Genomic DNA, 22,651 nt, shown 5'->3' with positions numbered 1-22,651 from the left:
CAACAACGAGTTCGACGAGAACCGCCTGATCTTCAACTACCCGTTGTCGATCCTGTAACACCGCTTCACCCGTTTGCTCCTGTTACGGCATTTCTTTAGCCCGTCCTCGTGACGGGCTTTTTTATGCGGCACAGCTGGCTGGCCGTTAATCGCACCGAATCATCAAAAGTCCAGATCTGCTTCGTAAAACTCCCTTCTTGCCCCGCCATTCGGCAGCGAAAAATACAGGCCAACGGCGGTACAGCCGCTCTAGCCGAGATAACAACAATGAAAACCCAGGTAGCGATCATCGGTGCCGGTCCGTCCGGCTTACTGCTAGGCCAGTTGCTGCACAAGGCTGGCATCGACACCGTGATACTCGAACGGCAAACACCGGAATACGTGCTGGGCCGGATTCGCGCGGGCGTCCTCGAACAGGGCATGGTGGACCTGCTGCGCGAAGCCGGCGTGAGCGAGCGCATGGACAGGGAGGGGCTCGTTCACGAAGGGGTCGAACTGGTCTTCGCAGGTCGACGCCAGCGGCTCGATCTCAAGGCCCACAGCGGCGGCAAAACGGTCATGGTCTACGGCCAGACCGAGGTGACCCGCGACTTGATGCAAGCACGTCAGGCCAGCGCCGCGCCGACCGTTTACGAGGCGAGCGACGTCTGGGTACACGATGCAAAAAGTGACGCGCCCTACCTCACCTACCGCAAGGATGGCGAAGCACTCCGGCTCGACTGCGACTACATCGCCGGCTGCGACGGCTTCCACGGCGTCGCCCGCCAGTCGATCCCCGATGGCGTGCTGCAGACCTTCGAACGGGTCTACCCGTTCGGCTGGCTGGGCCTGCTCAGCGACACGCCGCCGGTCAATCATGAACTGATTTACGCCCACCACGAGCGCGGCTTCGTGCTCTGTAGCCAGCGTTCGGAGACCCGCAGCCGCTATTACCTGCAGGTGCCGCTGGATGAGAAGGTCGAAGACTGGCCGGACGAGCGTTTCTGGCAGGAATTGAAAATCCGCTTGCCGCGGGACATCGCTGACAGGCTGGTCACCGGCCCTTCCCTGGAAAAGAGCATCGCCCCGCTGCGCAGCTTCGTCGTCGAGCCCATGCAGTACGGTCGGCTGTTCCTGCTTGGGGATGCCGCGCATATCGTGCCGCCGACCGGTGCCAAGGGGCTCAACCTCGCGGCGAGCGATGTCAGCACGCTCTATCGCATCCTGCTCAAGGTGTATCGAGAGGGCCGCGCCGACTTACTCGAACGCTACTCGCAGATCTGCCTGAGACGAATCTGGAAGGCCGAGCGGTTCTCCTGGTGGATGACCCAACTGCTGCATAAATTTCCGGAAAAGGACGGCTTCGACCGGCGCCTGCAAGAGACCGAACGCGATTACTTCCTCAACTCCGAAGCCGGCCGCATGACCATCGCCGAGAACTATGTGGGCCTGCCCTACGAACCGATCGACTGACCCGGCATGGCGACTTTGCGAAAGGCATTGGGGCTCTGTCCGGTCAGCCGCCGGAAGTAGCGAGAAAAATAGGCAGGCTCGGAAAACCCCAGGTAATCGGAAATCTGGTTGACCGTCATCGCGGTGTAGATGAGGTCGCGCTTGGCCTCGAGCAGCAGGCGCTGGTGGACCACCTGCAAGGCACTCTGCCCGGCCAGGCGACGGCACAGGCCATTGAGGTGCGCGGCGGAAATGTCCAGCTCGCGCGCATACCGCTCGATACCCCAATGCTCGCGGTAATGGGCTTCGACCAGGGCGCCGAACTGTGCCAGCAACCCGTGTCCGCGCGGCAGGGTTCCACGCCGGCCCGCAGGCTCGGACACACCCTGGCGCGCGACCCAGACCATCAGCAGCGTCACCAGCGAGCGCAGCGACAGATCCCGCCCGGGCGCACGCTGCTGGTACTCGCGCTGCAGCGCGGCCAGCAGCAAATCGAGTTGCACCTGGTCGTCGCCCAGCAGATGACAGGCCGGTTGCGACGCGAACCCCATTGCGCCGTCCAGCGATCCTCGCAACGACTCGAGCAATGGCGCGGACAGCGTGACCACGTAGCCCTGTATGTCGGCCGAAAAGCGAAACCCGTGGATGGCCAGCGGCGGCACGACCTGCAACGCGGGACGCTCGATGCGGTGCCTACGCCCTTCGATTTCCACATTGGCCTGCCCCTGCTGCACATAGAGCAGCTGCAGCAGATCGCCATGCCGATGGGGCTTGATCTCCCAACCGTGCTGGCTGCTGCGCTGGGGAATCGACTCGCAATGCAGCAGGTCTTCGGTCGGCCAGTCCAGTTGCTCGCCGTACAACTTGAAGACCGGCACACCTTGCGAGGCCATGACTATGGCCGGGTCACTCGAGCGACTCGACGCCCATCTCGTCCCACACCTGCTCGGCGAGATGGAAGGTCGCGTTGGCCGCCGGGATGCCGCAGTAGATCGCGCTCTGCATCAGCACTTCCTTGATCTCGTCCCGCGTCACGCCGTTGTTCTTGGCCGCCTTCAGATGCAGCTTGAGCTCGCCCTCGCGGTTCATGCCGATGAGCATGGCGATGGTGATCAGGCTGCGGGTGTGCCGTGGCAGACCCGGTCGCGTCCAGATGTCACCCCAGGCGTGGCGGGTGATCATTTCCTGGAATTCCTGGTTGAACGGCGTGATGTTCTCCAGGCTGCGGTCGACATGAGCATCGCCCAGTACCGCACGGCGTACCTGCATGCCAGCCTCGTAACGCTGTTTTTCGTCCATCGTCGATCCTTTGAAAGTCAGTGGCCCAGGAACGCCAGCACCCGGGTGGTGAAGGCATCGCCCGCTTCCACGTTGGACAGATGCGCCGCGGGGAACTCGACCAACTCGGCGCCGGCGATGCGTTCCTGCATGAAGCGGCCGTGTTCGGGAGTGGTCACCGCGTCCGCGCTGCCGCAAACGATCAGCGTCGGCACGGTGATGCGCCCCAGTTGCTCGCGATAGTCGGCATCGCGCACCGCCGCGCAATTGGCGGCATATCCCTCGGGCGAGGTCTGCGCGAGCATCTCGACGATCGGCTCGACTTTCTGCGGTTCGACGCTGGCGAAGGCTGGGGTAAACCAGCGTCCGATCGAGGCGTCTCGCAGATCGCGCATGGCCTGTTGGCCGCCGGCCAGAACGGTGTCGATGCGGCCGTTCCAGACCTCGTCGGAGCCTATTTTCGCTCCGGTGTTGCACAGCACCAGCCTCTCGAGCCGATCGCCGGCGTTTATGCCAAGCCACTGACCAATCAGGCCGCCCATCGACAGGCCGCAAAAGCTCACCTTGGCGATGTCCAGCGCGTCGAGCAGCGCCAGTGCATCCTGCCCCAGCTGCTCTATGGTGTAAGGACCGGGCGTGACCAGCGAAGCGCCGTGGCCGCGGGTATCGAAGCGCAGCACCCGAAAATGCTGGGCGAAGGCGCCAAGCTGGGCATCCCACATGCGCAGGTCGGTGCCCAGCGAGTTGGACAGCATCAGCACTGGGGCGTCGTCCGGGCCGTCGAGCCGGTAGTTCAGGTCGCCATCGGCGAGCGTTACGAAAGGCATTGCAGAATCCTCAACGAGACAGGGCGTGATGGTCGGCCAGCGCGCGCTCGACCCAGCGGCGCGCCTGGCCCAGGTAATTAGCCGGGTCCAGCAGGCGGTCCAGCGCCTCGGGCGAAAGCTCGGCACTGACTTGCAGGTCGTCCCCAAGCACCTCGCGCAGGTGACGCCCCTCGGCGACGGCGCGCTTGCAGCATTGTTCGACCAGATGATGCGCGGCGTCGCGGCCGATGCGCTGGGCCAGGACGATGCTGACCGCTTCGGCCAGCACCAGGCCCTGGGTCAGTTCCAGATTGCTGCGCATCCGCGCGGCATCGACTTCGAGTTCCGGGACGACCTGGAGTGCCTGCTGCAGCGCACCGCCGACCAGACAGCACAGCTCGGGCAGCGTGTCCCATTCGGCGTGCCAGAGGCCGAGGCTGCGCTCGTGCTCCTGAGGCATCGCCGACAGCATGGTGGAGACCAGGCCCGGTGCGCGGGTCGCTGCGGCGATCAGCACCGCGGCGCTGACCGGGTTGCGCTTGTGGGGCATGGTCGAAGAACCGCCGCGCCCCTGCCCCGCAGGCTCGAACACCTCGCCGGCCTCGGTCTGCATCAATAGCGACAGGTCACGGCCGATCTTGCCCAGGCTGCCGGCAATCAGCCCCAGCAGCGTGCCGAACTCAGCCAGACGATCACGCTGGGTATGCCAGGGCTGATCCGGCAGAGCCAGCCCGAGCTCCTCGGCCAGCGCCTGGCTGACCGGCCAGGCCTGCTCGCCCAGTGCGGCCAGGGTGCCGGACGCGCCGCCGAATTGCAGCGCCAGCAGGCGAGGCTTGAGCTCCTCGAGACGCTGGCGATGGCGGTTGAGCGCGCCAAGCCAACCGGCGAGCTTCATGCCGAGCGTGACGGGCGTGGCGTGCTGCAGCCAGGTCCGGCCGGTCATCGGCGTATCGGCGTGGCGCTGGGCCTGATCGGCAAGCGCGCCACCCAACTGTGCAAGATCCCGTTCCAGCAGGCCGACGGCGCGCCGCAGCTGAAGGACCAGCCCCGTGTCCATCACGTCCTGGCTGGTGGCGCCCAGGTGGACACTGCGCTCGGCCTCGGGGTCGCCCTGCGCGACACGTTTGCCCAGCGCCTTGACGAGTGGAATCGCCGAGTTACCGGACTTGAGGATCGCCTGCTGCAGCGCATCCAGATCGTAGAGTTCGACCTGGCAGGCCGCTTCGATCGGCTGCACCGCTTGAGCTGGAATCACCCCGACCCGCGCCTCGGCGCGCGCCAGGGCGGCTTCGAAATCGAGCATGCCCTGTAGCCGACCGTGATCGGAAAACACCTCACGCATGGCTGCGCCGGTGAAATAGGCATCGAATAACTGGTGGGACGAACGTTGCACCTGCGTTCTCCATGGTTGAACAGAGCACACCCCTGCCGGCTGCGAGTCTAGCCGCAAGCAGGGGTGACAGGCGGGTCAGACCCGTTCGATGGCCATGGCGACGCCCTGGCCGACACCGACACACATGGTCGCCAACCCCAGGCGCCCGCCGTTCTTTTCCAGCCAGTGCACGGTGGTCATGACGATGCGCGTGCCGCTCATGCCCAGCGGATGACCCAGGGCGATACCCCCGCCCTGCGGATTGACCTTCTCGCTGTCGTCCGGCAGGCCGAACTCACGCACGCAGGCCAACGCCTGGCTGGCGAAGGCTTCGTTGAGCTCCACCACGTCGAAGTCCTCGACGCGTTTGTCCAGCCGCGCCAGCAATTTGCGCACCGCCGGCACCGGGCCAACGCCCATGATGCGCGGAGAAACGCCGGAGGCGGCCATCCCGAGCACCCGAGCGCGCGGCGTGAGGCCGTACTTCTCCACCGCCTCGCGCGAGGCCAGGATCATCGCCGCAGCGCCATCGTTGACGCCCGAGGCGTTGCCGGCGGTGATGGTCTTGTCCGGGCCGTTCACCGGCTTGAGCTTGGCCAGGGTTTCAGCCGTGGTGTCTGGGCGCAGGTGTTCGTCGCGATCGACGACGGTTTCGCCCTTCTTGGTCTTGATCACCACCGGCACGATCTCTTCGGCGAAGAAGCCCGCTTCCTGGGCCGCAGCGGCGCGCTGCTGGCTACGCAAGGCGAAGGCGTCCTGATCGGCTCGGCTGACGTTGTACTCGTCGGCCACGTTGTCGGCGGTCTCGGGCATCGAGTCGACACCGTACTGCTGTTTGATCAGCGGATTGATGAAGCGCCAGCCGATGGTGGTGTCTTCGAGCTTCATGTTGCGGGAAAAGGCGGTATCGGCCTTGCCCATGACGAAGGGCGCGCGGGACATGGATTCCACCCCGCCGGCAATCGCCAGGTCGATCTCACCGGCGGCGATCGAACGGAACGCCGCGCCAACGGCGTCCATACCCGAGGCGCAGAGGCGGTTGAGGGTCAGCGCCGGGACGTTGTCCGGCAGGCCCGCCAGCAGCGCCGCCATGCGGGCGACGTTGCGGTTGTCCTCGCCGGCCTGGTTGGCGCAGCCCATATAGACTTCGTCGATCTCGTCCGGCTTCAGCCCCGGGTTGCGCTCGAGCAGCGCCCGTAGCGGGATGGCGGCAAGATCGTCGGCACGTACCGCCGACAGAGCGCCGCCGAAGCGGCCAATAGGTGTACGTACGGCATCGCAGATAAAGACTTCACGACTCATTCATCACTCCCCTTCTGCCCATGAGCGGCAGCGGTACGGGCCTCCAGATCACGCAGCGCCACGAGCTCCGCCTCGGTCGGCTCGGCGGTGGTCTGCACGTTGTCGGCAAAACGGATGGCCCAACCGGTGGCCTCGATTACTTGCTCGCGGGTGATACCCGGGTGCAGCGAGGTCACCACGAATTCGTTGGACCCGGCTTCCGGCTCCATGATGCACAGGTCGGTGATGATCCCCACCGGGCCGGCGCCCGGCAGCCCGAGGCGCTTACGCGCATCGCCGCCCTCGGCGTGTCCCACCGAGGTGATGAACGCCAGCTTGTCGACAAAGGTGCGGTGCGACTGCTTGAGGATGATCAGGACCTGCTTGGCCGAACCGGCAATTTCCGGCGCGCCGCCGGCCCCTGGCAAGCGGACTTTCGGTTGGTGATAATCGCCGATTACCGTGGTGTTGATGTTGCCGAACTTGTCGACCTGGGCCGCGCCGAGGAAACCGACGTCGATGCGTCCGCCCTGCAGCCAGTAGCGGAAGATCTCGCCGGTAGGCACTACGGTGTCCGCGGTTTCGGCCAACTCGCCATCGCCGATCGACAGCGGCAACACGCTGGGCTTGGCGCCGATCGGACCCGATTCGTAGATCAGCACCACGTCCGGGGCGTGGGTCAGGCGAGCCAGGTTGGCGGCCTTGGATGGCAGGCCTATGCCGACGAAGCAGACGCTGCCATTGCCCAGGCGGCGGGAGGCGGCGACGGTCATCATTTCATTGGTGGAATAGCTGCCCATCATTTGGCCTCCTGTGCTGCGGCCAGCTTCTGCTGGAACTCGTTGAAGTCGCTCGTGCCACGGATGTATTCATCGATCCAGGCATTGAAGCTTTCACGGTCGCGAGCGATCGGGTCCCAATCCTGATAGAAGCGGTTGTCGCGCTCGTAATAACCGTGGGCGTAGGACGGATGCGCGCCGCGCGGCACCTCGCAGACAGCCGTGACCGCCCAAGTCGGCAACACGCAGGCGTTCATTGGGGCCTGGAGGTCGTCGACGATCTCCTCGACCGTGACGATGCTGCGCCTGGCCGCCAACGCCGCCTCCTTCTGTACGCCGAGGATGCCCTGGATCAACACGTTGCCTTTGCGGTCCGCCTTCTGCGCGTGGATCACGGTGACGTCAGGGCGTACCGAAGGGACCGCCGCCAGGCGCTCGCCGGTGAAGGGGCAGTCGATGAACTTGATCAGCGGATTGACCTTCGGCAGGTCCGAACCGAGGTACGCACGCAGCACGGCAAAGGGCAGACCCGAGGCGCCGGCGACGTACGCGTTGGCGAGGTCCGCATGGCTGTGTTCCTCGATCTCCAATGGCTGCGGCCATCCCTTCTCGACCGCGTCGCGCAAGCGATGCAGCGAACCGACCCCCGGATTGCCACCCCAGGAAAAGATCAGCTTCTTGGCACAGCCGGCACCGATCATGAGGTCATAGACCAGATCCGGCGTCATGCGCACGAGCGTGAGGTCTTTCTTGCCCTGACGGATGATTTCGTGGGATGCGGCAGTCGGGATCAGATGGGTGAAACCTTCGAGGGCGACGGTGTCGCCATCGTTGACGAAGCGCTGCACCGCTTCGCGCAGGGAAATCAGTTCGGCCATTGTTGGGTACCCGTCTATTTATTCGATCCTCGCTGGGAGCGAGGCGGTAACCAAAAGTACGGCGATGAGCTCGTCAGAACAATCCGATAATCGACTATTCGGTCGATTATCGAACGATTCCGATGAGTTTCATCGGGGTACGCATATTCGCCCGATACGCGCCCCGCCGTGACGTGCTGCGTTCGATTAACGAACGGTATTTCGCTCCCTATAAGCGGGTAGTCAGACCGTGAATATTCTGCGCAACCGCCCGGCCTCCCTGGATCGTGGAGCCTGACGGGGTACTCAGCTCGCTTGGTATATATCGTCAGGGGCTGGGCACTCAATTGACGTAACTAACTAGTTGGTACATTTTCTGGCCAGCCAATAAAACAATGAGAAATGCCTATGCCTCATACCCTTCTGGTGCTCAACGGGCCGAATCTGAACATGCTCGGCACCCGTGAGCCGGCCACCTATGGCCACGAGACCCTTGCCGACATCGCCGAGCTGTGTCGCCGTACCGGCGAACTGCTCGGCCTCTCGATCGAATTTCAGCAGACCAACCATGAAGGCCAGCTGATCGAGTGGATTCACCAGGCGCGCGGCCGTTGCGCCGGTATCGTCATCAATCCAGCTGCCTGGACCCACACCTCCGTTGCGATTCGCGATGCGCTGGCGGCCGCGGAGCTGCCGGTCATCGAGGTGCATCTGTCCAACGTGCACAAACGCGAGGCCTTCCGGCATCACTCCTACGTCTCACCGGTCGCGGTCGGTGTGCTGTGCGGTTTCGGCAGCCACGGTTATCGGCTGGCCATCGAACACTTCGCCCACCTCCTGGAAGGCTGAACATGACTCAACGCAGCATTCTTGCCGGCCTGATTGGCAAAGGTATCCAGGCTTCCCGAACGCCGGCGATGCACGAGCGCGAAGGGGACGCTCAGGGCTTGCGCTATCTCTACCGGCTGATCGATCTGGACGCCCTCGGGCTCGATACCGACGCCCTCCCCGAGCTGCTCACCGCCGCCGAGCGCATGGGCTACACGGGGCTGAACATCACCTTTCCCTGCAAGCAGCTGATCATCCCGCTGCTCGACGAGCTGTCGCCCGAAGCGAGCGGTATCGGCGCGGTGAACACCGTGGTGCTCAAGGATGGCAAGCGCATCGGCCACAACACTGATGCCCTGGGCTTCGCCGAAGGCTTCCGGCGCAACCTGGACGACGCGCCTCGCCGCCGCGTGGTGCAGATGGGCGCCGGCGGTGCCGGGGCCGCCGTCGCCCATGCGCTGCTCAGCGAAGGGGTGGAAACGCTGAGCATTTTCGATGTGGAAACGGATCGGGCCAAAGCCCTGGTCGACAGCCTCAACGAGAGCTTCGCCGCCGAGCGCGCGCGCCCGGGTACGGACCTGACAGCAGCCATGGCCGAGGCCGACGGGCTGGTCAACACCACCCCGGTCGGAATGGACAAGCTGCCAGGCACGCCGCTGCCGCCCGAATTGCTGCGCCCTGAGCTTTGGGTAGCCGAGATCATCTACTTCCCGCTGGAGACCGAACTGCTCCGGCATGCCCGCGCGCTGGGCTGCCGTACCCTCGACGGCGGCAACATGGCAGTTTTTCAGGCGGTCAAGGCGTTCGAGTTGTTCAGCGGCAAGCAACCGGACGCCGAGCGCATGCTCGCCCATTTCGCAAGTTTCTAGAGCGCTGACGCAGACGCCCGGTCATGCGGCGTCTGCGCCGACCTGCATAGGCTGCGCGGACAAACAAAGCTGACGATGACGCTCGCTACTCGGGCTCGACGGTCACGTAACGCAGCACCACGTCGCAGATCATCTGCTTGTGGCGTTCGCGATTGGCCGCCGCGGCGAGATCGATATCGAAAATCCAGCCGAAGGTATGCCGGTTCGATACCCGGTAGAAGCAGAACGAGCTGATCAGCATGTGTACGTCCAGCGCGCTCAATCCCTCGCGAATCACACCTTGCGCCCGACCTCGCTGCAAGACGTCGTCGATGATCTCCAGAATCGCGCTGCTCTGGGAGCGAATCACCTGGGATTCGGAAACGAACTGCCCGTAGTTGATGTTCTCGATGCTGACGATGCGTACGAAGTCGACGTTGTGGTCGTGGTGATCGAAGGTGAACTCCGCCAGCCGGCGCATCGCGTCGAGCGGCTCCAGCTCCCTCAGGTGCAGCGTACGTTCGGTGCCACGGATGTCGCCGTAGAGCTTTTCCAACACCGCCAGATAGAGCTGCTCCTTGCTGCTGAAGTAGTAGTAGATCATCCGCTTCGAGGTTTTCGTACGCTCGGCGATGGAATCGACCCTCGCGCCGGACAACCCTTGCTGGACGAACTCGCTGATGGCCGCCTGAAGGATGTTTTCCCGTGTCTGTTCCGGATTGTTCTTGCGGCCTTTGCGAGGCGCCTCGGCTGACTCGTTGGTAGGTGAAAGCACAGGCTCGTTCATGACTGTTCTTCTTGTGGTTCAAGACAGGCGGCGCCCGAGGCGCCGCCGTGACGCAGAGGTTGACGCTAGATACGCGGAGCGCGAGCGCTAGCCGCCGCGCTGCGCGCCTTGGCCATCGCTGCCAGGCGCACCGCTACGTTGGCCGCACCGTAGCCGATATAACCATTCTTGCGTTGCAGGACTTCGAAGAAGAAGCGGTCCTCGAATGCCTCGGTATAGACGTGGAAGAGCTCTCCGCCCTGGTTGTCGCGGTCGTAGAGCACGTTGTAGTAGGCCAGCTCGCTCAGGAATTCATCGTCGAAATCGAAGCGTGCGGCCAGGTCGTCATAGTAGTTCAGCGGGATTTCCAGCAGCGGAACGCCGGCCTCCTTGGCCCGCGCCACCTCAGCGAAGATGTTCTCGCAGCTAAAGGCGATGTGGTGCACACCCGAGCCACGGTAGTTGGACAACGCGTGGGAAATCGCGGTGTTGCGGTTCTCCGAGATGTTCAGCGGCAGGCGGATCGAACCGCAATGGCTGCGGATGGCGCGGCTCTTCACCAGACCGTAAGGATCGGGCAGCACCACTTCGTCGTCGGCTTCGAAGTCGAGCAGGGATTTGTAGAACAGCACCCAGCTGTCGAGGCTGTCGGCGGGCAGCGCCATCGCCATGTGGTCGATCCGTTGCAGATTGCCGGTGGCCTTCGCGCCCGTATCCAGATGGAAGTCCGTGTCATAGATGGTCTGCTGCGAATCGCCCTGTTCCACCAGATAGATCAGACTGCCATCGGGTGCGCGCACAGCCGGGATCTCACGCTCGTTCGGCCCGACCAAACCGCGGTACGGTTGGCCACCGAAGGCCTGGGCGCGATCAAGCGCGCTGCCGGCATCGCGTACGCGCAGCGCCGTGGCACACAGCGAGGCGCCATGGGCTTCGAGGAAGTTGTGCGCGAATGAGTATGGCTCGGCGTTGAGCACGATGTTTATCTCGCCCTGACGCATCAGCCTCACGCCTTTGGAACGATGCTGGCCGGCGCGTGCAAAGCCGAGCCGCTCCAGCCAGCCGGCCAGTTTGGCGCCCTGCCCTTCGTCCACCGCGAATTCGAGAAACTCGACGCCGTCGTAGCGGCTCGCCGGTGGCGGCGCGAACAGGATGTCCAGGTTCTCCGGCGGCGTAGCATCTTGCGCCAGCAGCGTCCGGGTCTTTTCTTCGAGGTAGAGCAGCGAGCGCAGGCCATCTACGGCATTGGCCCGGGGCGGCGCCGCGCGAAAGCCGTCGTTGAAGATCTCCAGCGACAATGGCCCGCGGTAGCCGGTACGGATAATCGGTGCGAGAAAGCCGGGCAGATCGAACTCTCCCTGACCCGGGAAGCAACGGAAGTGGCGACTCCACTCCAGCACGTCCATCGACAGCAGGGGCGCATCGGCCATCTGCACGAAGAAGATCTTGTCGCCCGGAATCTGCTCGATAGCTGCCGGGTCGCCCTTGAGCGACAGCGTGTGGAAACTGTCCAGGATCACCCCGAGGGCCGGATGGTCGGCCTGACGGACGAGGTTCCAGACCTGCTGGTAGGTATTGACGTGGCGACCCCAAGCGAGCGCCTCATAGCCGATCCGCAAGCCTCGCGCAGCGGCGTGCTCAGCCAGCAGTCGCAGGTCCTCGACCAGGATCGCCTCATCTCCCAGCGCATCGGCGGCCACGTTGCTGCATACCAGCACCAGATCGGTGCCCAGCTCCTGCATCAGGTCGAACTTGCGCTCGGCGCGGTCGAGGTTGCGCGGCAGGCGGTCGCGGCGGCATCCCTCGAAGTCACGAAACGGCTGGAACAAGGTGATCGCCAAGCCCAGGTCGCTGCACAGCTTGCGGATCGCTCGCGGGCTGCCGTCGTAGTAAAGCAGGTCGTTTTCGAAGATCTCGACGCCGTCGAACCCGGCGGCGGCGATGGCCTCGAGTTTTTCCGGCAGGGTTCCGCTGAGGGACACGGTTGCAATCGAACGGTGCATGCAGGACTCCATTTGAACAGACGGCTCGGCAGGCGGCCGCTTATTGTTATCCGGCCGTTAGGCCCATCCGTAAAATGTAGCGCGATGCTCCCTGTTTGAAGCGACGACAGGCTCGAAAATGTACGAACCGGTTAGTTTTTTGTTCGATTACCGCACAGGTTCGCTTTCAGGCATGCCGTCTGCGTTGCATCAGCGCCGCACCCAGGCCGCTGAGGCAGATGATCGCGATGCCATACAACGAGATCGCATCCGGCACGTGACCGAAGAACAGGGCGCCGAGCAGCCCGGCGAATACGATCTGCCCGTAGCCGAAAGGTGCCAGCAGAGCCGGTGCGGCATGCCGAAACGCCTGGGTCAGCAACAGATGGCCGAGCATGCCGCAGGTACCCAGCGCCACCATGAACAATGCCCCGATGACATCCGGTACCTGCCAGAAGAAGGGCACCAGTGCGCTGACCGCCAGCGTATTGAACAACCCGGTGAAGAAGTTGCTGGTGGTCGGGCTGTCGGTCTCGCTCAGTTTGCGGGTCAGGATCTGGTAGGTGCCGAAGCAGATGGCCGAACCTAAGGGAAACAGCACCGCCGGCGTAAACATCGCGCCGTCCGGGTGCACCACCAACAGCACGCCGGCGAAGCCCACCAGCACCGCAGCCCACTGAGCACGGCTGACCTTCTCGCCGAGCAGCGGAACCGACATCGCCGTTACCAGCAAGGGCGCGAGAAAGTTGACTGCCGTCGCTTCGGCGATTGGCAGGTAAAACAAACCGGTGGTAAACAGCAAACTGGTGCCGAGCAGGCAGCACGCTCTCGCCGCCTGCAGCAGCGGGCGCCGGGTGCGCAACACGCGTAGCCCCGACTGCGGCAGGAAGATAACCCCCATCAGCAGCGTGTGGACCACGTAGCGGGCCCAGACCACCATCACAATCGGATACAGGCTCGACAGGTACTTGGACAGCGCATCGTGACTGGCGAACAGGAAGGTCGCGCAGAGAATGAGCGCGATGCCCATGAAGGGGCGGTTCACGCCCGACAGCGGATTACTCGAACTCATCGACTTCCCTTCTAACGGCTCGCACCGGTCAATCGCGAACGATCACGCTCGGTCTTCACTATAACGACTCGAACTGCGCCACATGCGCGCAGTTGTCTTGTGGCATGGGCTACGAGGTCGCGTGGGTATCTCCAGTCAGCGCGACACTCTGCGGCGCGTCGGCAGCAGAACGAGCAAATCACAATCGCTCTCGTCAGGAAAGCACCTGTCACGGCGCGTCAGCCTTGGGATGAAATCCTTATCGTTCGGCCGTGCCCCGGCCGCCCGCGCAACGGACAGACCCGAGGGCCCATGCCTGCAGCCGCGAGCCGGAGCGGCCGAAATGAAAAGACATGACCGGCGCCTCAGCGTTTCGCCTTTGCTCCCTCGTGGCCTTCGAAGGCGACAAAAATGTTCTAACTAGTTAGTTTTCTGTTCGATAATCGGGCATCGCCAATTGATTGGTTCGTTCGTTGGTACCACTATCGGCTCCACCCCGCTTCGGTCACCGAAGCGCCAATAAATAAAAAAGGGTCCTTGCGATGTTCACTTCCCTGTCAGAGCGCGCCCTCGGACGTGCCTCTATCTGCGCGCCGCTTGGCGGTTTGCCAGCCATCGATACCCTCGATTCCTCTATCCGAGCCGGCCACGGAACGCTTCCGTCGCACGCCCTTCAACCTCATGTCGCGCGAGGCTGAAGTCATGGAACAGACCGAGTCGCTAGCCGAGCACCACGAAACCCGTGCAGAGACGCCGAAAAAACGGGTCGGCGAAGTTGCTTTCAGCGTGCTGCTGCTGTTATTCAGCGCGGCGGTACTGATCGCCGCGTACCAGATCGCGGGCTTCACCTCCATCAGTTCGCCAGGCGCATTTCCACTTGGCGTCGGGCTGGTCCTGCTGCTCTCCTCGGGCAAGATTCTGCTCGAACTGCGCCACAAGCGCGCCTCGGACGAACCCAGTTGGGCAGGCTCGTGCAAGCGCTTCTGTGCCGAGCATTTCCCGCTGCGCAACGTCATCCTGATCCTGCTCGCGGTGCTCTATCTTGCCGCGATTCAGTGGGCGACCTTCTATGTCGCGACCTTCGTTTTCCTGTTGCTGGCGATCACCTTTCTGCGCAAGGGACGGCCGGTCAGCGCGTTGCTGATCAGCGCACTGTCGGTGGGCCTGATCTACCTAATGTTCACCCTCGCCTTCAGCGTCTACCTGCCTTAGAGAGCCTGCCCCATGAGCGAAACCCTCTCCTATCTGCTGATGGCCTGGACCACGCCGGAGCTGATGCTGCTCACCGCGCTCGGCACGTTCGCTGGCATCTATATCGGTGCCATTCCCGGTCTGTCGGTCACCATGGCCGTGTCTATTCTGGTGTCCTTCACCTTCGCCTGGGATGTCAACGACGCCCTGGCGCTGATCGTCGGCATCTTCATCGGTGGCGTCTATGGCGGCTCTCGCAGCGCCATTTTGCTTAACATTCCAGGCGCGCCCTCCTCCATTTCCACAGCCTTCGACGGCTATCCGCTGGCCAAGCTGGGCGAAGCCGGGCGCGCCATCGGCCTGAGCACGGTGATGTCGGTGATCGGCGGCCTGGTCGGGGTGATCGTGCTGGCCTGTGCGGCGCCGGTGATCGGCGATCTGGCGCTGAAATTCGCCCCGCGTGACTACTTCCTTATCGCCGCGATCGGTCTGTTGCTGGTCGGCAGTCTGGCCGCCGGTTCACTGGCCAAGGGCATCTTCGCGGCCAGCCTCGGCGCGGTGATCGGCCTGGTCGGAATGGACCCGGTCACCGCCCAGGGCCGCTTCACCCTAGGCCAGGTGGAACTGATGGGCGGCATCCACTACGTGGTGGTGATGATCGGCCTGTTCGGCGTCGCCGAGGCCTTCTACCAGTTGCACAACCTGGACGTGGCGCCGGTGCGGCAGAAAGTCGACAAGATCATTCCCTCCATCGCGATGGTGCTCAAGTACCTGCCGCTATCGATTCGCACCTCGGTCATCGGCGTGCTGGTCGGCGCACTGCCGGGAGTCGGCGGCGATATCGCGGCGCTGATGGCCTACGACCATGCCAAGCGCACCGTGAAGAACCCCAGCCGGCCCTTTGGCGAAGGCGCCTACGAAGGCCTCGTTGCGCCCGAGACGGCCAACAGCAGCGCGGTTGGCGGCGCCTATGTACCGATGCTGACGCTTGGCATTCCCGGCGATGCGGTGACCGCGGTGATCATCGGCGCACTGGTGATCCACGGCCTCAATCCCGGCCCGATGCTGATGGTCGAAAGCCCGCATATCTTCTGGTTCACCGTCGGCAATCTGGCCCTGGCCAACATCTTCCTGTTGATCTTCGGGCTGATGGGCATCCGCTTGTTCGCCAAGATGGTGGAGATGCCCAAGGCCGTATTGATTCCCCTGATTCTGGTGCTCTGCGTGGTCGGTTCCTACTCGATCAACAGCAGCATGACCGAGGTGTACTGGATGCTCGGCTTCGGCCTGCTCGGTTACTTCCTCAAGGCCTATGGCTTCCAGGTCGGGCCGGTCATTCTCGGTGTGATCCTCGGCCCGATGATGGACACCTCCTACCGCCAGGCCATGGCCTCGGTGGGCGACAGCCCGGTCGAGCTGGTCAAGGAACTGCTGACCAACCCGCTGTCGCTGCTGCTCACCCTGGGCATCGTGCTGATTCTGCTCAGCAAGACGCCACTGATGGGCCTGATCAAGAAACGCAAGACCGCACACGGCTGAAAACAACAACAACCTGGAGTGACACCATGATCAAGAAACTGCTCGTTGCGCTATCCCTGTCCGCTGGCGTACTCGCCACCGCGGCCCATGCCGATTATCCCGATCGCAGCATCCAGGCCGTGATTCCCTGGGGCGCCGGCGGCGCAACCGACAACGTGATGCGCAGCCTGACGCCCTACGTGGAGCAAGAACTGGGCGGCAAACTGGTCCTGAACAACCGCCCCGGCGGTACCGCCGTGATCGGCAGCACCTACGTCCGCAGCCAGCGTCCGAACGGCTATACCGTGCTGCTCGGCGCGGAAAACCCGCAGCTCTACCCGGTGCTGGGCCTGGCCGACTTCGATTACAGCGACTTCCATACCGTGAACGTCATCGGCCAGAACGTCGTCGTCATCGCCGCCAATGCCGACGCCCGCTGGAACACCCTGCGCGAGCTGCTCGCCGAAGCCCATGAAAAGCCCAACACCCTGCGCATGGGCAGCACCGGCGCCGGCGGTCTGCCAAGCACTGTCAACGCCATGATCAATGCGGTCGACAAGCTGGAAGTACGTGAAGTGACCTTTGGCGGCGACGGCCCTGGCATCACCGCGCTGATGGGCAACCACATCGACTTCATGTCCCTCAGCCTGGCGGCCGCCAAGGAGCTGATTCGCACCGGCAAGCTCAAGGCCCTGGCGGTTCTCAGCGCCGAGGAAGTCCCGGAGCTGCCCGGCGTCGAGCCGATCACCACCGCTCTGCCGGCTATCGCCGAATACCTGCCGTGGGGTCCGTTCTGGGGGGTGTTCGTACACAAGGACACGCCGGACGACATCAAGCAGAAGCTGGGCGATGCCTATGCCAAGGCCGTGGCCAACCCCGAGTTCCAGAGCTTCCTGAAGAACTTCGGCGCCCACTCGCTGAACCTGCAGGGCGAGGAAGCCGAGCAATTCCTCAAGCGCTGGCAGTCGGTCACCGCCTGGTCGATGTACAAGGCCAAGGCCGTCGAGATCTCGCCGGACAGCGTGGGTATCGAAAAGCCCTGACCGTCGATAGGAAGAAGGCCCGGTCCGGCGGGCCTTTTTTTGCCTGGCGCTCGCCGGCGAGCGCCGAAAGCGGGGTCAGTGAAACAACTGGGCGCTGAGGTCCTGGCTGGCGGACAGCAGGATCGGCAGGAAACGTTTTTCCAGCTCGCTGGCGAGCACCCGGCTGGCATGGGTGCTGATGTTCATGGCGGCCAGCACGTGTCCCGTCGAATCGTAGACCGGCACGGCGATCGAGCGCAGGCCCTGCTCCAACTCCTGGTCGACAAGACACCAGCCCTGCTGACGTACCGTCTGCAGGCAGTCCCAGAGCTCGTCCGGACGATGCAGCGTGCGGCTGGTCTTGGGCTGAAGCTCGGCGTTTGCCAGGTAATCGCGCAGGCTCTCGTCATCCATCGCCGCCAGCAGAATCCGGCCCATGGAAGTGCAGTACGCCGGCAGGCGGCTGCCGACACTCAGATCCACCGAAATGAGCCGCTGTGGAATCGCCGAGCGCGCCAGGTACAGCACCTGTTCGCCTTCCAGCGTGGCCAGATTGCACGCCTCGTGCAGCCGCTCGCTGATCCGATCGAGAAACGGCTGGGCCGACACCGCAAGGGGCGTCGATGACAGATACGCATGGCCCAGCGTCAGCACCTTGGGCAGCAACGAATAGGTGCGGCCGTCGGTGGTCACGTAACCGAGCTGCATCAATGTGTAGAGGCAGCGCCGCACCGCCGCGCGCGGTATCTCGGTGCGATGGCTGATCTGGGCGATGGTCAGGTGGCGTTTGCGTTCCTGGAACGCATTGACCACGGCCAGCCCTCTCGCGAGCGAGGCCATGAAATTCGGGTCACCCGCGAACTGCTCGATGCGCTTGGCCGGCGAAACATAGGCCGGCGGTGCCAGCGGGGGCGTGCGATGTTCATCCATGGCGTGGCTCCAACAGGACTGACCGATCATGCGATTATCGAACGAGCGTTCGATAATCGCAACCTGTCAGCGGAACCCTGGCACGCCTGCCACCCGGTTCTCAAAAAAGGCCCGCATACCTGCGGGCCCTGCATACCGCCCGAGTTCTTAGAGCGCTGCCCGTGTCGTCTCACCGTCCACCAGGCGGTGGATGCCCAACGGATTGGCATTCTTGAGCGCATCGGGCAATAGCTCATCGGGGAAGTTCTGATAGCACACCGGACGCAGGAATCGGTCGATGGCCAGAGTTCCTACCGAAGTACCACGCGGATCGGATGTCGCAGGGTACGGCCCGCCATGCACCATTGCGTCGCAGACTTCGACGCCGGTCGGGTAGCCATTGAGCAACAGCCGTCCGACCTTCTGCTCGAGCAGCGCCACCAGATCGGCGCTGTCAGCCAGATCGACCGTTTCGGCGATCAGCGTTGCCGTCAACTGGCCACGCAACCCTTGCAGCGCGCGTATTAGTTCGGCCCGGTCGGCTACCTCGACCACCACCGTGGCGGGGCCGAAGATTTCCTCCTGCAGCAACTCCTCACCCTCGATCAGCAAACGCGCGTCCGCCTTGAAGAGCTGCGGCTGCGCCTGGTTCCCCTGCTGCTCCTGACCGACCAGATGCGTAATGCCAGGTTGTCCGCGCAGATGGGCAAGACCCTTGCGGTAGCTGTCCAGCGTGCCGGCGTTGAGCATCGCCTGGGCCGGCTGGTCGGCCATGAAGCCCGCCAGTTTCTCCAGGAAACGCGTGAGCTCGGGCGAACGCATACCGATGACCAGCCCCGGGTTGGTACAGAACTGACCGCACCCCAGTACCACCGAGGCCGTCAGCTCGTTGGCGATGAGATCGCCGCGCTGCTTAAGCGCCTCGGGCATCAACAGCACCGGGTTGATGCTGGACATCTCGGCGAACACCGGAATCGGCTGCGCGCGGGCGGCTGCCATGTCGCACAGCGCGCGACCGCCGCGCAGCGAACCGGTGAAGCCCACCGCCTGGATCGCCGGATGCTTGACCAGCCACTCGCCGACGCCTGCGCCGTAGATCATGTTGAAGACGCCCTTGGGCATGCCGGTTTTTTCAGCCGCGCGAATGATCGCGTCGGCCACGCATTCGGCCGTCACCATGTGCCCGCTGTGCGCCTTGAACACTACCGGACATCCTGCCGCAAGGGCTGCGGCGGTATCGCCACCGGCGGTGGAAAACGCCAGCGGGAAATTACTGGCGCCGAACACCGCGACCGGCCCCAGCCCCATGCGGCACTGACGCAGGTCCGGGCGTGGCAGCGGCCTGCGCTCGGGTTGCGCACGGTCGATGCGCGCGCCCAGGAAATCGCCACGGCGCAGCACCTTGGCGAACAATCGCATCTGGCCGCTGGTACGCCCGCGCTCGCCCTGGATGCGGCCGGTCGGCAATGCGGTTTCGCGGCAGACCAGCGCGACGAAATCCTCGCCAAGCGCGTCGAGTTCGTCAGCTATGGCGTCGAGAAATGCCGCGCGCAATTCGGCAGGCAATGCGCGGTAAACCGGATAGGCAGCGGCGGCGGCCTCGGCAGCGGCGTTCACCTCGTCCTCGGTCGCCTGATGAAATTCGTAAGGCAAGGCTTCGCCCGTGCTGGCGTCGAGGCTTTGAAGAGTGGCGGTGCCAGTGGCACTGCGCCCGCCGGCGATGTAGTTGTGGCCGAGGATATCGGTCATGGGTATCTCCTTGTCTGGTTGAGGATCGAGGCCTCCGTAATTGGAAACCGATCAACGCCGTACCAGGCGCTGAGATGAGGCGATGGCTCAGAGCGCGCTCACCTCGCCCGGCGCGATGCCGGCCTGATGCACGCGAATGCCATTGATCAATGGAGCGCCAAAGGCGTCGAGACTGACCTCGAAGCGATCACCCGGCTGCGCCTTGACGCCATCGGCAAAGGACAGCGTAGCCGTCCCGAAAAAATGCACATGCACATCGCCCGGCCTAAGGAACTGCGCGTATTTGAAATGGTGGTACTCGAGGTTCTCCAGGCTGTGGCACATATTTTCCTCGCCGGAGAGAAACTCTTTCTCCCAGAGCACCTGTCCACCCCGCCGAATACGGCTGATGCCGGCAAGGTGCGCGGGCAGCTGCCCGACACGCAATTCCGGGCCGAATGAGCAGAAGCGCAGTTTGGAGTGCGCGAGGTACAGATAATTCTTGCGTTCGAGTACGTGATCGGAAAATTCGTTGCCCAGGGCGTATCCCAGCCGATAAGGGCGACGGTCGTCACCTATCACATACAGGCCGGTCAGTTCGGGTTCCTCGCCGAAGTCCTCGGCAAAATCGGGCACCGGCAGATCAGCGCCCGGTCGCACCACGATGCTGCCATCGCCCTTGTAGAACCATTCCGGCTGCGCCCCGACGCACCCGGCGCCTGGCCTGCCGCCCTGCATGCCCCAGCGGAACATCTGCATGCTGTCGGTGAGCGTGTCCTCCTCCTGTGCCGCAGGCTGCTGATGCATCTTGTCCCGCGTCGCGGCGCTGCCCAGATGGGTCAGGCCCGTGCCGCTCACCAGGCAATGGGCCGGGTCGTCATGATCCAGCGGCGGCAGCACCAACCCGGCATCCAGCACGTCCCGATAGATCGGCCCCGTCTCGCGTTGCAGCGTGCGGACATGGTCGGCCAGGCTCGACTTGGCGGCGATCGCCGACAGTGCCAACTCACGGGTGCTGCGCACCCCACGCAACACCTCGATGCGCGGCTCGCCAATCAGCCCGACCTGACGCTGGCCCTGCCTATTCTCGAACTGGATCAACCGCATGGACGTGTCCTCTTCAGTGGCACCTGCGAGCAGGCTTGTCGCAGCACTGTAGGAAACGCCCCATGGCGACGCCTAATGAAAGCTGATGATGCGGAGATAACGGCCGGTTATCTCGATGCGATGGACTGAAGGCCGAGTGGACCGAAAACGGTGCTGCCTTCGGATCCGGCAGGCAGAACGGCCAGGTATCGCTATCGAACCGTCCTCATTACAACTTGGCGATGGACACCTCGGTGAACTTGACGAAGGCAATCACCTCGCTGCCCTATCGTCGTTTCTTGCCGATGGCCCTGGTGGTGAAGGCCTCGTCGAGCGGGAAACCTCATATCCGCCCTCGCCCGACGTTGGCGTGGACGTATCAGTATCAGCGCAACGGCCTGGCAGGTCTTCGGGTTACCGGACGCTAAATCCAGCCGTGATGAGCCTGCCGATACTCGGCAGCCTGGGCATCGGCAGGCTGCGGTGGACGCCACCGGCCGGATCGAACCGCTGTTCCTGCTCGGTTCGCCACACCTTCAGCGCACGGGATTTCCTATAGATCCAGCACCAGCCGCGCGCTCTTCGACGCGAGTAGCACAACGTGAACTGGTCGTTCGCCGCCTGTTCCACGATCAGGAACAAGTCGCGGTGATCTGGATCGCTCTCCAGAATACGGGCTGCGCTCGCTCGCCGAGCGCGGATCCTCGGCGATGAGCCGGTCGAGGATCTTGCGCGCCTGGACGCCTCCGGTATCGATGCTGATGCTCCGCCATCTAGGTTCCCTTCAGTCGCTCAGCATCATCTATACATATGAGGGGCGTACAAGCTACCCCTCTCCATCGCTGCTGACCTCCACCAGCAGGTGGAGGTAGGGTCTCTTGCTCAATACCCTGACGATACTGACTTCGAGTACAGCATGGACCGAAGCCCGCGATAGGCGGAAAGGCCAAAAGCAAACGCGATGAACTATTACCTATCAGTTCAGATGTTTTACTCAGATGAATCACAACTTAAGGAAGAAATCGTGAGATCTCAGCTCTGCACTCAGGAAAAGCTTGCCTCCGAACAATTCCAGAAGTGGGCGGCAATATTCGGCGAATCCGGACACATGCACCGAAAGGTCTGGGAATGGGTATTCATCTGCGAATCCCTCGACTCCCTTGGTTTCCTAAAGCCTGGAATGGCCGGCCTTGGGTTTGCTGTGGGAACAGAACCATTAGCCTCCGTTTTCGCATCCAAAGGGACCAAAATATTAGCTACCGATCTGGATACGAAAAGCGCTCAGGAAAAAGGCTGGCTGAAAAATAACGAGCACGCTGCGAATAAGGCAGCACTCAATCAGCGTGGACTTTGCCCTGCCGAAAAATTTAATAGTCTCGTCAATTTCCAATTTGCCAATATGAATTCCATACCGCCTGAATTTGAAGGGCATTTCGACTTCACATGGTCATCGTGTGCTTTTGAGCATCTAGGCAGCCTTGAGCATGGAATTGATTTCGTCTGCAACGCAATGAAGGTACTTAAGCCCGGCGGCGTTGCAGTACACACAACAGAGTTCAATGCCTGCTCAAACGATGAAACTATCGAGACCGGCGACACGGTTCTATATAGGAAAAAGGATATAGAGCAGTTAGTGTCAAAACTGAGAAATCAAGGGCATATTGTCGAGGATATGGATTGGAACTATGGCACCCATCCACTTGACTACTTTGCAGACATGCCACCATACAAGCACAATCCACACTTAAAGCTGAGATTCGGAGACTTCCTGATAACGTCTATAGGGATAATCATCAAGAGACCTCAAGTAAAAATACTCGACTATCCCGATCTGTAAACTACAAGAGCAATTCCAGCACTAAGTCGCCACCCTGACAGCACTTTCCCAAGACGTGCGCAACTGTTATTGTCCGGAGAT

At 62.9% G+C, this 22,651-nt stretch carries 20 protein-coding genes and 1 pseudogene; 7 read left to right on the top strand and 14 right to left on the bottom strand.

Annotated elements, in window-relative coordinates; translation table 11 throughout:
• The first annotated feature begins 267 nt into the window (after positions 1–267).
• Entirely contained in the window at positions 268–1,452 is a 1,185-nt protein-coding gene (gene pobA, locus G7026_RS15390; RefSeq protein WP_181071793.1) for a 4-hydroxybenzoate 3-monooxygenase, read from the top strand.
• Here pobA and G7026_RS15385 read toward each other — a convergent pair.
• The 7 genes from G7026_RS15385 to G7026_RS15355 form a co-directional block, all read right to left on the bottom strand.
• The gene (locus G7026_RS15385; protein WP_181071792.1) at positions 1,434–2,324 is read right to left on the bottom strand and encodes a helix-turn-helix domain-containing protein; all 891 of its coding nucleotides are present in this window, start codon (positions 2,322–2,324) and stop codon (positions 1,434–1,436) included. The two genes, pobA and G7026_RS15385, sit on opposite strands and share 19 nt — an antisense overlap.
• A 13-nt stretch (positions 2,325–2,337) precedes the next feature.
• Complete coding sequence (pcaC, locus tag G7026_RS15380; RefSeq protein WP_181071791.1) at positions 2,338–2,730, bottom strand: 4-carboxymuconolactone decarboxylase; 393 nt, start codon at positions 2,728–2,730, stop codon at positions 2,338–2,340.
• Between the two features lie 17 nt (positions 2,731–2,747).
• Complete coding sequence (gene pcaD, locus G7026_RS15375) at positions 2,748–3,536, bottom strand: 3-oxoadipate enol-lactonase (protein WP_181071790.1); 789 nt, start codon at positions 3,534–3,536, stop codon at positions 2,748–2,750.
• A 10-nt stretch (positions 3,537–3,546) separates the two neighbouring features.
• On the bottom strand, positions 3,547–4,908 hold the full coding sequence (locus G7026_RS15370; RefSeq protein WP_181071789.1) for a 3-carboxy-cis,cis-muconate cycloisomerase: 1,362 nt from the start codon (positions 4,906–4,908) through the stop codon (positions 3,547–3,549).
• Positions 4,909–4,983: 75 nt separating this feature from the next.
• The gene (gene pcaF / locus G7026_RS15365; RefSeq protein WP_181071788.1) at positions 4,984–6,189 is read right to left on the bottom strand and encodes a 3-oxoadipyl-CoA thiolase; all 1,206 of its coding nucleotides are present in this window, start codon (positions 6,187–6,189) and stop codon (positions 4,984–4,986) included.
• Positions 6,186–6,968 carry a CoA-transferase subunit beta gene (locus G7026_RS15360; RefSeq protein ID WP_181071787.1) on the bottom strand — a complete coding sequence of 261 codons (783 nt, stop codon included), beginning with the start codon at positions 6,966–6,968 and terminating at the stop codon, positions 6,186–6,188. Before G7026_RS15360 ends, pcaF begins: the two co-directional genes overlap by 4 nt.
• Positions 6,968–7,825: a CoA transferase subunit A gene (locus G7026_RS15355; protein ID WP_181071786.1), complete on the bottom strand. Its 858-nt coding sequence runs from the start codon at positions 7,823–7,825 to the stop codon at positions 6,968–6,970. Before G7026_RS15355 ends, G7026_RS15360 begins: the two co-directional genes overlap by 1 nt.
• Before the next feature lie 387 nt (positions 7,826–8,212).
• Here G7026_RS15355 and aroQ point away from each other — a divergent pair, with 387 nt between their 5' ends.
• Both aroQ and G7026_RS15345 read left to right on the top strand, forming a co-directional pair.
• The gene (gene aroQ, locus G7026_RS15350; RefSeq protein ID WP_181071785.1) at positions 8,213–8,653 is read left to right on the top strand and encodes a type II 3-dehydroquinate dehydratase; all 441 of its coding nucleotides are present in this window, start codon (positions 8,213–8,215) and stop codon (positions 8,651–8,653) included.
• A gap of 2 nt (positions 8,654–8,655) precedes the next feature.
• On the top strand, positions 8,656–9,501 hold the full coding sequence (locus G7026_RS15345) for a shikimate dehydrogenase (protein ID WP_181071784.1): 846 nt from the start codon (positions 8,656–8,658) through the stop codon (positions 9,499–9,501).
• An 85-nt stretch (positions 9,502–9,586) separates the two neighbouring features.
• Here the strand turns inward: G7026_RS15345 and G7026_RS15340 are convergent, their stop codons facing one another.
• From G7026_RS15340 to G7026_RS15330, 3 genes are all read right to left on the bottom strand, one after another.
• Entirely contained in the window at positions 9,587–10,267 is a 681-nt protein-coding gene (locus G7026_RS15340; RefSeq protein ID WP_181071783.1) for a TetR/AcrR family transcriptional regulator, read from the bottom strand.
• 65 nt (positions 10,268–10,332) lie between these two features.
• Complete coding sequence (quiC, locus tag G7026_RS15335; protein ID WP_181071782.1) at positions 10,333–12,249, bottom strand: 3-dehydroshikimate dehydratase QuiC; 1,917 nt, start codon at positions 12,247–12,249, stop codon at positions 10,333–10,335.
• A 166-nt stretch (positions 12,250–12,415) separates the two neighbouring features.
• On the bottom strand, positions 12,416–13,300 hold the full coding sequence (locus G7026_RS15330; protein ID WP_181071781.1) for a DMT family transporter: 885 nt from the start codon (positions 13,298–13,300) through the stop codon (positions 12,416–12,418).
• Positions 13,301–13,981: 681 nt separating this feature from the next.
• On the opposite strand from G7026_RS15330, the gene G7026_RS15325 reads away from it, so the two are divergent.
• The 3 genes from G7026_RS15325 to G7026_RS15315 are packed head-to-tail and all read left to right on the top strand — an operon-like array spanning position 13,982 to position 17,031.
• Complete coding sequence (locus G7026_RS15325) at positions 13,982–14,491, top strand: tripartite tricarboxylate transporter TctB family protein (protein ID WP_181071780.1); 510 nt, start codon at positions 13,982–13,984, stop codon at positions 14,489–14,491.
• Positions 14,492–14,503: 12 nt separating this feature from the next.
• A complete protein-coding gene (locus tag G7026_RS15320; RefSeq protein ID WP_181071779.1) occupies positions 14,504–16,009 on the top strand; it encodes a tripartite tricarboxylate transporter permease in 1,506 nt (501 codons plus the stop codon).
• Between the two features lie 26 nt (positions 16,010–16,035).
• The gene (locus tag G7026_RS15315) at positions 16,036–17,031 is read left to right on the top strand and encodes a tripartite tricarboxylate transporter substrate binding protein (RefSeq protein WP_181071778.1); all 996 of its coding nucleotides are present in this window, start codon (positions 16,036–16,038) and stop codon (positions 17,029–17,031) included.
• Between the two features lie 75 nt (positions 17,032–17,106).
• On the opposite strand, the gene G7026_RS15310 is transcribed toward G7026_RS15315, so the two are convergent.
• The 4 genes and pseudogenes from G7026_RS15310 to G7026_RS22655 all read right to left on the bottom strand — a co-directional run.
• Positions 17,107–17,940, bottom strand: a complete 834-nt coding sequence (locus G7026_RS15310) for an IclR family transcriptional regulator (RefSeq protein ID WP_181071777.1) — start codon at positions 17,938–17,940, stop codon at positions 17,107–17,109.
• 147 nt (positions 17,941–18,087) lie between these two features.
• Positions 18,088–19,668, bottom strand: a complete 1,581-nt coding sequence (locus G7026_RS15305; RefSeq protein WP_181071776.1) for an aldehyde dehydrogenase (NADP(+)) — start codon at positions 19,666–19,668, stop codon at positions 18,088–18,090.
• 87 nt (positions 19,669–19,755) lie between these two features.
• Positions 19,756–20,754 carry an AraD1 family protein gene (gene araD1, locus G7026_RS15300; RefSeq protein WP_181071775.1) on the bottom strand — a complete coding sequence of 333 codons (999 nt, stop codon included), beginning with the start codon at positions 20,752–20,754 and terminating at the stop codon, positions 19,756–19,758.
• Positions 20,755–21,286: 532 nt separating this feature from the next.
• Positions 21,287–21,408, bottom strand: a pseudogene (locus G7026_RS22655) (oxidoreductase); the annotation flags it as partial.
• A 286-nt stretch (positions 21,409–21,694) separates the two neighbouring features.
• Here G7026_RS22655 and G7026_RS15295 point away from each other — a divergent pair.
• Complete coding sequence (locus G7026_RS15295) at positions 21,695–22,570, top strand: SAM-dependent methyltransferase (RefSeq protein WP_219858454.1); 876 nt, start codon at positions 21,695–21,697, stop codon at positions 22,568–22,570.
• Positions 22,571–22,651: the final 81 nt, after the last annotated feature.

Origin of the sequence: Stutzerimonas azotifigens, assembly GCF_013522725.1 — a bacterium.
Lineage (GTDB): Bacteria > Pseudomonadota > Gammaproteobacteria > Pseudomonadales > Pseudomonadaceae > Stutzerimonas > Stutzerimonas azotifigens_A.
The sequence above is the reverse complement of the archived record's forward strand: the minus strand, read 5'-3'. Positions and strand labels throughout refer to the sequence as shown.

What these genes read in the sequence shown, in the direction of transcription:
- pcaC (WP_181071791.1), bottom strand. Translation starts at nt 2,730, where the DNA reads ATGGACGAAAAACAGCGTTACGAGGCTGGCATGCAGGTACGCCGTGCG.
- G7026_RS15305 (WP_181071776.1), bottom strand. Translation starts at nt 19,668, where the DNA reads ATGACCGATATCCTCGGCCACAACTACATCGCCGGCGGGCGCAGTGCC.
- aroQ (WP_181071785.1), top strand. Translation starts at nt 8,213, where the DNA reads ATGCCTCATACCCTTCTGGTGCTCAACGGGCCGAATCTGAACATGCTC.
- quiC (WP_181071782.1), bottom strand. Translation starts at nt 12,249, where the DNA reads ATGCACCGTTCGATTGCAACCGTGTCCCTCAGCGGAACCCTGCCGGAA.
- pobA (WP_181071793.1), top strand. Translation starts at nt 268, where the DNA reads ATGAAAACCCAGGTAGCGATCATCGGTGCCGGTCCGTCCGGCTTACTG.
- G7026_RS15340 (WP_181071783.1), bottom strand. Translation starts at nt 10,267, where the DNA reads ATGAACGAGCCTGTGCTTTCACCTACCAACGAGTCAGCCGAGGCGCCT.
- G7026_RS15355 (WP_181071786.1), bottom strand. Translation starts at nt 7,825, where the DNA reads ATGGCCGAACTGATTTCCCTGCGCGAAGCGGTGCAGCGCTTCGTCAAC.
- G7026_RS15345 (WP_181071784.1), top strand. Translation starts at nt 8,656, where the DNA reads ATGACTCAACGCAGCATTCTTGCCGGCCTGATTGGCAAAGGTATCCAG.
- G7026_RS15315 (WP_181071778.1), top strand. Translation starts at nt 16,036, where the DNA reads ATGATCAAGAAACTGCTCGTTGCGCTATCCCTGTCCGCTGGCGTACTC.
- G7026_RS15360 (WP_181071787.1), bottom strand. Translation starts at nt 6,968, where the DNA reads ATGGGCAGCTATTCCACCAATGAAATGATGACCGTCGCCGCCTCCCGC.
- pcaD (WP_181071790.1), bottom strand. Translation starts at nt 3,536, where the DNA reads ATGCCTTTCGTAACGCTCGCCGATGGCGACCTGAACTACCGGCTCGAC.
- G7026_RS15385 (WP_181071792.1), bottom strand. Translation starts at nt 2,324, where the DNA reads ATGGCCTCGCAAGGTGTGCCGGTCTTCAAGTTGTACGGCGAGCAACTG.
- G7026_RS15320 (WP_181071779.1), top strand. Translation starts at nt 14,504, where the DNA reads ATGAGCGAAACCCTCTCCTATCTGCTGATGGCCTGGACCACGCCGGAG.
- G7026_RS15330 (WP_181071781.1), bottom strand. Translation starts at nt 13,300, where the DNA reads ATGAGTTCGAGTAATCCGCTGTCGGGCGTGAACCGCCCCTTCATGGGC.
- G7026_RS15310 (WP_181071777.1), bottom strand. Translation starts at nt 17,940, where the DNA reads ATGGATGAACATCGCACGCCCCCGCTGGCACCGCCGGCCTATGTTTCG.
- G7026_RS15295 (WP_219858454.1), top strand. Translation starts at nt 21,695, where the DNA reads ATGAACTATTACCTATCAGTTCAGATGTTTTACTCAGATGAATCACAA.
- pcaF (WP_181071788.1), bottom strand. Translation starts at nt 6,189, where the DNA reads ATGAGTCGTGAAGTCTTTATCTGCGATGCCGTACGTACACCTATTGGC.
- G7026_RS15325 (WP_181071780.1), top strand. Translation starts at nt 13,982, where the DNA reads ATGGAACAGACCGAGTCGCTAGCCGAGCACCACGAAACCCGTGCAGAG.
- araD1 (WP_181071775.1), bottom strand. Translation starts at nt 20,754, where the DNA reads ATGCGGTTGATCCAGTTCGAGAATAGGCAGGGCCAGCGTCAGGTCGGG.